At 48.9% G+C, this 9,271-nt stretch carries 8 protein-coding genes and 1 pseudogene; all 9 read left to right on the top strand.

Translation table 11 applies throughout. From position 1 onward, the window contains the following. Positions 1-773 (top strand): hypothetical protein (locus L692_RS32405; RefSeq protein WP_036722018.1); only part of this gene is annotated, 773 nt, incomplete at its 5' end. Positions 774-783: 10 nt separating this feature from the next. Further along, entirely contained in the window at positions 784-1,653 is an 870-nt protein-coding gene (locus tag L692_RS0104955; RefSeq protein ID WP_025697737.1) for a hypothetical protein, read from the top strand. 59 nt (positions 1,654-1,712) lie between these two features. Continuing rightward, entirely contained in the window at positions 1,713-1,919 is a 207-nt protein-coding gene (locus L692_RS0104950) for a hypothetical protein (protein ID WP_025697735.1), read from the top strand. Between the two features lie 6 nt (positions 1,920-1,925). After that, the gene (locus L692_RS31640; RefSeq protein ID WP_156940303.1) at positions 1,926-2,069 is read left to right on the top strand and encodes a hypothetical protein; all 144 of its coding nucleotides are present in this window, start codon (positions 1,926-1,928) and stop codon (positions 2,067-2,069) included. A 54-nt stretch (positions 2,070-2,123) separates the two neighbouring features. Beyond that, positions 2,124-2,504: a hypothetical protein gene (locus L692_RS0104940; protein WP_025697734.1), complete on the top strand. Its 381-nt coding sequence runs from the start codon at positions 2,124-2,126 to the stop codon at positions 2,502-2,504. Between the two features lie 9 nt (positions 2,505-2,513). Continuing rightward, a complete protein-coding gene (locus tag L692_RS0104935; protein WP_025697732.1) occupies positions 2,514-3,011 on the top strand; it encodes a hypothetical protein in 498 nt (165 codons plus the stop codon). 177 nt (positions 3,012-3,188) lie between these two features. Beyond that, positions 3,189-3,845 carry a hypothetical protein gene (locus tag L692_RS0104925; RefSeq protein ID WP_025697731.1) on the top strand — a complete coding sequence of 219 codons (657 nt, stop codon included), beginning with the start codon at positions 3,189-3,191 and terminating at the stop codon, positions 3,843-3,845. Next, positions 3,842-6,100, top strand: coding sequence for a hypothetical protein (locus L692_RS0104920; protein ID WP_025697730.1), 2,259 nt, complete (start codon positions 3,842-3,844; stop codon positions 6,098-6,100). Before L692_RS0104925 ends, L692_RS0104920 begins: the two co-directional genes overlap by 4 nt. A 776-nt stretch (positions 6,101-6,876) precedes the next feature. Further along, positions 6,877-9,271, top strand: a pseudogene (locus L692_RS27770) (hypothetical protein); the annotation flags it as partial.

The following is a 9,271-nucleotide window of genomic DNA, read 5'->3' as shown; positions in this document are numbered from 1 at the left end:
TTTGGGCGCCTGCCGTATTCCTGTCCGGTCTGTTGACGCTTCGCGAGCTGCCTGGACATTTGGCCTTTCATAATCCTTTCTTGGAGGGGGTGTCGTTTGATAGCGGCCGTCCCGGGCGGGATTGGTGGCGGCTGTCTCTGTTTCTGGCGGTCCTCGCCGGAATGCTTCCTTACCTGCGGCTGCGGTATGTCTATGCGCATAACAAGGTGAAGGGCAGCTACCATCTGCTGGATGCGGTGAAGATCGCCGCGAAGTTTACACACCTGCCTGTCGATGCGCTGCTGGGCAGAACCGCCGATTTTTTGGACGAAGAGAATGTGCTTGCAACGCCGCTCAAAATACTGGCTTCTTCCTTCGCCAATTACAGCAATGAGCATGAGCTTTTTGAGGAGGCGCAGCGTTTCGCCACAGCGGTCGGCACCACTTTTGCCGTCGAGTTCGTTTCAGATCTGCTGTACTGTGAGAAGGAAGGCGGCTTTTATCTGAAAAATTCGCTGCTTATGCTTAACCGCTCGATGGAGCAGCAGCGGGAGACGATCCTGACGGTCAAGGCGAACAGCCGCGATGCGATCAGTCTGGGACTATACGGCAATCTCGTCGTTCTGTTTTTTTCCATCGGAACCTTCATCTATATGCTGAAGCCCGGCGTTTACTTTCGTCTGCAATTTCAGACCAAAGCCGGTTTGACTTTTCTGATGGTGATTGTTTCAGGTCTGTTTCTGTCCTTTGTCATCAGCAGCATCCTGGCCAAGCCAAAGCTCGATTACCACTAAGGGGGCAGGTATGGACAGATTATTTATGCTAATCGCCGTATTCGGCATCGTTTACCTCGCTTTACTTGTGTTCGTCAGCACTACGGGAAAAAGGGAACGGTATATGCTGCGCCTGCGGCAGAAATGGCATGTATTCGGGGAACGGATGGACAACGGCAGGCTTCAGCAGCTTCTGAATGCCAGCGGCTTAACCGTATCCGCACGGAAAGTTACTTTAATCCGTTATTCGGCGGCTTGTCTCTATCTGCTCGTTAAAGTGCTCGGTGATTATATTCGCGGATTGCCGTTTGGCGTGTATGATCTGCTAATCGCTGCGCTGATTATCGGCTTGACGAGTCCTGCCCGCTATCTGCCGTTCGGCTGGCTGCTCTCCTGGCTGAAGCAGAGATCCGCTGTTCAAAAGGATGGCGAACTGATTTCCTTTCTCCGGCTGTATGAGAACAACCGGCTGCGCAGGCGGGGATATGTGCAGTTTGGCGCTTTCTGCGCCGGGGCGGCCGGACATTTTGTCCACATCCGTCATGATTTGTACGAGCTGTCGGAACGGTCGGTCGACGAGGGGCCGGAGCGGGCGATCGAATGGTTCTGCGACCGGTTTCCGGAGGGCCATGCTTTCATCGGCGATATCCGGTCGATTCTTCTGGCTACCGAAGGGATGGATGATGATACGGAGGCCGCCGCCTATCTGCGGGAGCAGGGCAAGATGATCGCCAAAATATCGAGCGACCAATACCTGCGCAAATGGTCTCTCATCGGGGATATTTGCTCGATTATTAATGTGATTCCGTCGATTGCCACCTTTTTGATGATCGTTACGCTGGCTATGCAGTACATCATGCTCATCAAGGGGAATTTCAATGAAATTCGCCTGTTTCAGTAAAGATATGTCATATTCAATCATCAAATAAAAAAATAAAATGATAAGGGAGATATTTACAAATGAAAAAAGATGCTATTTCTACGGGGCTGTTTATTGCTATCGGGTTTCTGTGTGTCGCTATCGTGATCGCCGTTCTGATTCCTGTCGTACGGGACGTTATAGATGATGCCGATGATAACCGTCCGGTTGTGCCGGCGGTCAGCATGGTTCAGCCGCTTAACTCTGCCGATCCGGCGTCTGACGTATCGTTCCGCCTGGGAGCATGATAGCCGATGAAAAAAGACTCAATCTCCGTTGCCCTGTTTCTCGCCATCGGGTTTGTCATTGCCGGAATCTTCATCACGTCTGCCACAGGGATGATCGGCGGCAGCCAGGATGACATTATTGCCCATAGGAAGCAGGTGGAGCAGTATTAGCCGAATGTCTGGTCCTGCCCTTTAAGGCTTTTGAAAGGAGTACGCATATAGACCATGAAGGCGACTGTTCTCCGGGCTTTGTTTATGTGGCTGGTGTTGTTTATCATTTTGCAGCCGATTTTTACTTATATCGATTATTTGCTGGATTTGCAGGTCAAGGCCTACACCTCCTACATTACACAGAAAGCCGCAACCGAAGGAATGGTGACTGCCGGCATGCGGAGCGAGGTTGTAAATAATCTGAAAGCCCTGGGATTCGCGGAATCGTCCATTGAAATTACCAGCAGCTCGGAGACGGTTGAGGAAAGAGGAACGAGACTTGATGTGGTTGTCAAAGCTCCGCGGATTTCCATGTTTCCGTATGACTTCTCCGGAGGAACGCAATCTCCGTATTACTACGGCCACGGCTCCATTATGAGCGAATATCTCGATTAAGGTGACATTATGGATTACGTTATCAAGCTGGCTTTTGTGCTGCTGATCTTTATTTACAGCTGGTTTTTTCAGGCTCAGAATCAGGAGTGGGACATTGACCGGGAACTGCTCAAGCATGCGAACAATATGGCTGTCCACGATGCCGCCCAGAACATGGACGAGTCGGAGCGCGCGGAAGGACGGCTGGTCATTGACCGGGCTGCGGCGGAAGCAAGCTTTAAGGAGACGCTGAAAGCCAATCTCGGTCTGGATGACAGCCTGACTCCCCGCGCCGGCAGCCGCCTGCGTTACAAAGTGGAGGTTATTGATTTTGAAGTGATCGATGAATCATCGGGCGTAACCTTCCCTTTCCTGTATGAAGACAGTCGTTACGGAATTGCGAAGTATATACAAGGACCGTCGGTTATTGCCGTTATAACAACCAGGCATCCGGTGCTGATCGCAAGAGTCAGAAGCCAGGAAGACATTCAGGTGCCGGCGATTCAGGAGTACAAATACAACAAGTAGCATTTGGATTTAAGGGTTCTTTTGAAGGACAATGGCGCGGCGGCGGTTTGCCGGATTTCAGGTTTCGGGGCCGCTGCGCATTGCTCTTCAGTTTATCGGCAAGGAGCTTTCCGTGCTTAAGGGCAGAGAGTCTTTGCCGATAAATCACGCTAATATTAATTAAAGGAGAGATCATTGATGAAAAAGACAATTCTCAAGGTAAGTACGGCTGCGCTGCTGCTCACGCAAATTTTCTCGGTGGTGGGAGCATCAGCTCAAGGCTTGAATCCATCGGCGCCGCGCGTGGCGGCTACAGGTGCGCCCCAAGCAACGGCTCCAATTGTGACTGATAATTTGGCGAAGTATGGGTTGAAGAAGGATGTGGAGTTACCGGTTACGGTGACGGCAGGAGGACTGAGTTATACGCTGCATAAGGTTATGATTTTGGACTTTAATTCTAAAGAAGCGGTGGTGCTGAGGAAGAAGTACCAGTACGAGGACTCTTCGGATATGATTGCCCATCCTAAATATTTTGTTTGGACGAAGATTACTATAACCAACAAGTCTCAAAACCTGGTTCAACGTAATTATAAGGACATGCTTTACAAGTGGCGTTTATTCTTTGATTCAGGTATGAATAATGGAGAGCTTGATAAAGTTATGCCGATAGCAAATAGATTTAAACCTAACAGCACAGAAGCCCTTAACGATTTCAAACTAAAACCTGGACAATCGCTTACTACTTATCAGGCATTGTACTATGAAGGGGAATTTAAGTATTTTGGAATTCTTCTTGAACATATTGGTGCAATTAAAAGCCAATACGTCGTAAATGACCCGGAGACGAAGCGATGAAAAAGATAACCACGTGGATACTAGCTATACTACTTTTTACGTTCGCAAGTATCCCTCTGGCACAAGCTACAGATACGAAATCCGTGTCTGTAGCTATTCCAATCACCACTGGACTTGTCGGCAATAACGGTAGCGCAAAGGTATTCCTGCTTGATTTACCGACTGGTGTAACACCATCTGCATTACAAACCACCACCCTGAAATATGTCGGCTCAAACGAGACGATTGGCGGGGTAACGCTTGAGAATGGCAAGCTGAAGGTGACTTTGAAAGGTGTTAGTAATCAGAAAACTATTGAGGTGAATGGCTACAAAAGCAGTTTTAATGGATCTTTCACAACCAACATTGGTAATTCCATCTGGCGCTATTCGGATGGTCGAAGATGGCAAATCAATGACTACAACCCAGCAAACGACCGGATGGAGACCTATGATAAGAACGCAACCGACTACGGAATGCCTTCAGCCGATCCGCCGAAAACATTAGTTAACGCTATGTCCGATCAAAGCACAACAGGGAGGGGATGGTACAGCGACACCGGAGAGAAAATTGATGAGCAATACGTCATCTCTACCACGATTCAACCGATTCTTAAAAGCACTTCTTCGTATGTAAAAGAAGCTAAATTTAAGAACGGTAAGATCATTACCGCTCACTACATTGGTGGGAATAATAACAGATGGGTAGATAAAACCGAAGAAGCCACCATACCAATTACCACTAATGTCCAGGGTCGTTTTTACTCAGCCACTGTTAATTACTACTACACCGCCACCGCCAAACTCACAACCTACAGCTACGGCGGCAAGATCACCTTCGATTACAATCTTCCCAGTGACGCCACCCTGAACGGAGGCGTCACGATCCTGAAGCCCAGCCCGAACCCCACAAAGTTCGATGGCAAGGACGTACCGGTACAGCTGTCTCTCCGGGGGGAGTTGATTGCTTATGCAAATTCTTCTAACATCGAAGAATGGGTGTTTTATGCCAAGGAAAAGGACAAGGAAAGCACACTCCAAACCAAAAAGGACTATTCAAAGGTGCTATCTTCCAACAGGCAGTTTGACTTCATCATCCCGAAATCCAGAATAATCGGTGACAATTATAAGCAGGAGTATACGTTAACCGTCGTGGCACGGTTCAAGTCTCCAGTGACGACTAAGAGCGGAACTATAACTTCTTTGCAGCAGACCTTTGGAGCAATAATAGAGGTGTATAAAACGGCTCCCTCTATTTCCTTTCCTGAGCCTGCCTCGGAGCCGGCTGAGCCTAAAGGTGATCCGCCTGTAGCCAGGTTATCAGCTCCGGATACGGTTAAAGCCGGTGAAGAGTTTCTGGCAAGCGGCGGCGGGTCTTATGATCCGGACGGAACCGTTGAGGGGTATCTGTGGGAAACAACTGGTGCGAAGACGGCCGCTTCGGCTCCCAATCAACAGAATGTAACGCTCTGGTATCCTTCGAGCGAGATTGGACAGAACAACATCGGCTTGACGGTGGTCGATAATGATCTGATGTCGGACAGTACAGGGACATTTGTGAATGTGATTGAGCCTAAACCGGTCGCTGCGCTCAGAATCGGGGGGACCAAGAAGCAAAATCGGGCAGTTACGATCTACAATGAGAGCATCAGCCCGAAGCATTATCCTCTAAAAGATGAACGGACCAAAATCACCATTCGTCCGATCATCGGCGGGACAAGCAGCGATATCAAGTACAGCGGGCCCTTGACGGGCGTAAACATCAAGGATGTTTTATTCCGGCAGCCGGGCACTTATGAGGCAACGATTTATGTGGAGAATACGGCAGGCTATTCGGATTCCACTACAATCACTTTTGACATTGTGCCGGATGAAGCGCCGAAGATCTATTTTTCGATGCCTGGAACCGTCTACCGCGACCCGCAAAACAACAATAAAGCGTCGATCAGCCTGGATGACCTTTCCTTTTCGCCGGACGATGATATACTGGTCAGCCGATTATGGGAGTATCGGTATGATTCCGACAATGACGGCAGCTTTGAGGATGAAAGCTGGGTCGTATTCAGTCATGGCAACGAGGACCGATTGAACCTGGAGGTCAGTGAAGTCGGCAGGTACGAAATCCGGCACACGGCCACGGAGGAGTTCGGGCAACCCACTCTGGATGAATTTGTTACCGCTGGGGATCGGCGTTCGGCAAATTCGGATAGCCAAAGTGCCGCAGAAAGAATTGTGGACGTGAAGAACAGAGGGCCGCAGGGAGATTGGGCCTGGTAGAGAGGGGGAGCATTTTGAAAAGATTAGTCCATAGAATTCTATATTCCTTTTTAATTTTAGCTATCTTGCCGACGTATTATCCGGATCTGTTTCCGGGTAATACATCCACCAATGTCGCTCATGCATTGGACACCAATATCGTGCAATACGCAGACGTCCATATTCCCGCCTGGAAGTTAGATGATACTTATCGTGAAGGCTTTATTAATAGCCATACGGTGATATCGTGGCCGGAAATTGTTATTTCAGACATTACTTTTAACAAAATAACGAAAGATTTTACGTACAAGATCAATGAGGCATATATCAGCGCAAATGTTCACCGGTGGATGAGTTACGAAAACTCAATAAGCTTCACCGGGATATACGCATATCAGAGAACTCTTGAGTCATATATGCATATTTCTGCGCACGATTCCACATGGAGCGACTATGATGGTGAGGATAAACGAATGTTTGGGGACGGCATTTCTTTTGATAACAATAATGATACACAATATTCCCCGATGAATGAGTATGGTTGTGTAACCAATGCTTATATCAACAGCAGTAAAAGTATTCTTGGTGGAAGCAGCTATTATCCTGAAATGGAGAATAAATTGAAAAGTGATCCTGTAAAACTAACCATTAGAAGAGACATCAGGGACATTTTTTATGAACCCGGTTGGATGGGGGGAGGGCGTGTTAGGGATTGGTATTGGGAGAATAATTTTGACATTCCATTAGTGAAAAATAACCCTCCGAGCCTCTCCTTGATCTCTCAGAACAACGTAACCTTGGCTAACGAAACTGGACTGAATACGCTCAACTTCGAGGGCTATGCCGGGGACCCCGACAATGATGATCTGGACGTGATCGTGGAAGTGCCCAACGTGTTTTACCGCAAAACCAAAGTAACCGGCACGATGTCACCGAAATATTTTTCCGTTCCCCTTGATGTGATTACGGATTCTATTCCCCCCGGGACGTATTCAGCCAAGGTGACGGTGGTTGACCGTTATAATATGAAGGCCGAAGCTTCGCTCACCTTCAATGTAATCAATCGTCTGAAAAACAAGGCGTTCTATCTTGTGAATAGTCCCGTTTATATAAGCACCACCTACGACGACTATGAAAATGACCCGAAATATGCGACGCGGTACATGTACGACCATGACCCTAATTTTTTCGATAATGCGATGGGCAGTATCTTTGACAGCGGGCTTTGGCGGTCTTCGCTCTACCCGTCTTTTCCGTACAGCGGCGCTTATGTTGCTTCATTTCAGCACAAGGACAATCCCAAAAATGATGACCATTTCGATAATTACCGGATGTGGGGACGGGACAACCTGTCCTCCATGACCTTTCTCGTTCATCGCAAGCCGGTCGCTTTGTTCTCAGCCAAGCTGGCGGGAGGCAGCCTGCAGCTCTCCGACAGCTCATACGACATTGACCATATTTCAAACTTCAATAAAGGCATAAGTGTCTGGGAATGGCAATGGCGAAAGAGCGAATCCGAGGTATGGAAGGAGGGTCAACCGCCTTCGACGCTTCCAACGAGCGATCCCTATGAGATTCGCCTGCGGGTAAGAGACATTGACGGGCCGAATGATGCGGGCGCCTGGAGCGATTGGTGCGTGCGGACGGTAGGGGCGGCGGGTAATCTGCCTCCGGTAGCCATGTTTACGGTAACCCCCAATGAAGTGTCTTACCGGAAAGCGACGGCCATTACGGACAAGTCCTTCGATCCCGACAATGATCCGCTGGATCTGTATGAATGGAAGGTCGTTAAAGATGGATGGCAGCAAGTGTATAGCGGAGCGGGGACGCCTCCAAGCCTGACCGGTTTTGGCGTGGGCAATTATCAGATCACGTTGAGAGTCCATGACAACCGCGGCCTTTGGTCGGAGCCTTACAGCCAAAATGTGACCGTAATGAATCATCCTCCCGTCGCTGATTTCAACATGCCCAAGGAAGTGTACCGGGACACCGTAATCACGATGGAAAATCTGACTCCCGATCCCGACGAAGACGGGGATTCGCTGACCTACCAGTGGTATGGACGGCTAAACGGGGGTTCCTATTACTGGAGCGGGAGCAACCGGAATCAATCCTTGACCGTTAAAAATATAATCAAAGACAATGGTATTTCCGACAAGGATGCAATCTCCGAAAATTGGGAAATGCGGCTTAATGTATCGGATGGCAGTCTAAGGGCCTACTCAACCGAAATGTTCGAAGTCAAAAATCATCCTCCAACGGCCCAGATATCCGGACCCGCTTCTGTCTATCAATTCGATACAAGAAGCTTCGCTTCATCTGATGAAGATCTGGACATGTCCGATCAGAGCAGCTTGCAGTATTATTGGCGCGTAACGAACAGCGATGGAAAAGTGTCCATGTACCGCAGTCCAAATATCGATCTGACATTTGATAAGCTTGGCGTCTACACTCTGGAGCATTGGGCAGTGGACCAAATCGGGGATAAATCGAACATCGCCACCCTGAAAGTGAATGTCATTGAAAATTTGCCGCCCTCGATGACGCTGACCGCCCCTGCCGGTACGGCGGATAACCCGACTATTATAGACGCGGAACAGGAGGGAGATCCGCTTATCAAGTGGACCTATACCGATCCGGAGAATGATGCGCAGGAGAAGTATCGGCTGGAATTTTTCACGAAGGATGGTTTGCTTGCTAAAAGTGTGGAGAATACGGACAGCGCGGGAAGTGTACGTCAGCTCAAAATGCCGGATCAATCCCTTGAGCGGTTCCTGCTCTATTCCGTACAGGGCCGGGCCTTTTCGAAAAATAACTGGTCTGACATCTCCAACGAGAAAGCGTTCATTATCGACAATCCCCCGGTTCCGGGTTTCTCTTTAATGACGGATACTGGAAAGAATGCTACCTTAACGCCGATTTATCGGACCGATCTTTTGCAAATTACCAGCACAGCTCATGACGCCGATCAGCCGAAGGGTGACAGCCTGTCCTACAAATATTACCTGAAGCCCAATGGTGGAACGGAGAGCTTGATTAGCGCGTCCGATAGCTTTACGAAGCCATTCACAACAAACAATACGTTCACGATCCGCCAGGTGGTGACCGACTCGCTCGGTTTATGGCGGGAAGTCTCGCATGCGTTCATCGTAAAAAATCGGCTGCCCGTGGCGAACCTCACTTTTCCAACCA

It is taken from the genome of Paenibacillus forsythiae T98 (assembly GCF_000520735.1).
Taxonomy (GTDB): domain Bacteria; phylum Bacillota; class Bacilli; order Paenibacillales; family Paenibacillaceae; genus Paenibacillus_AQ; species Paenibacillus_AQ forsythiae.
Note: the sequence above shows the minus strand (reverse complement) of the source record. Positions and strands in the feature narration are given on the sequence as shown.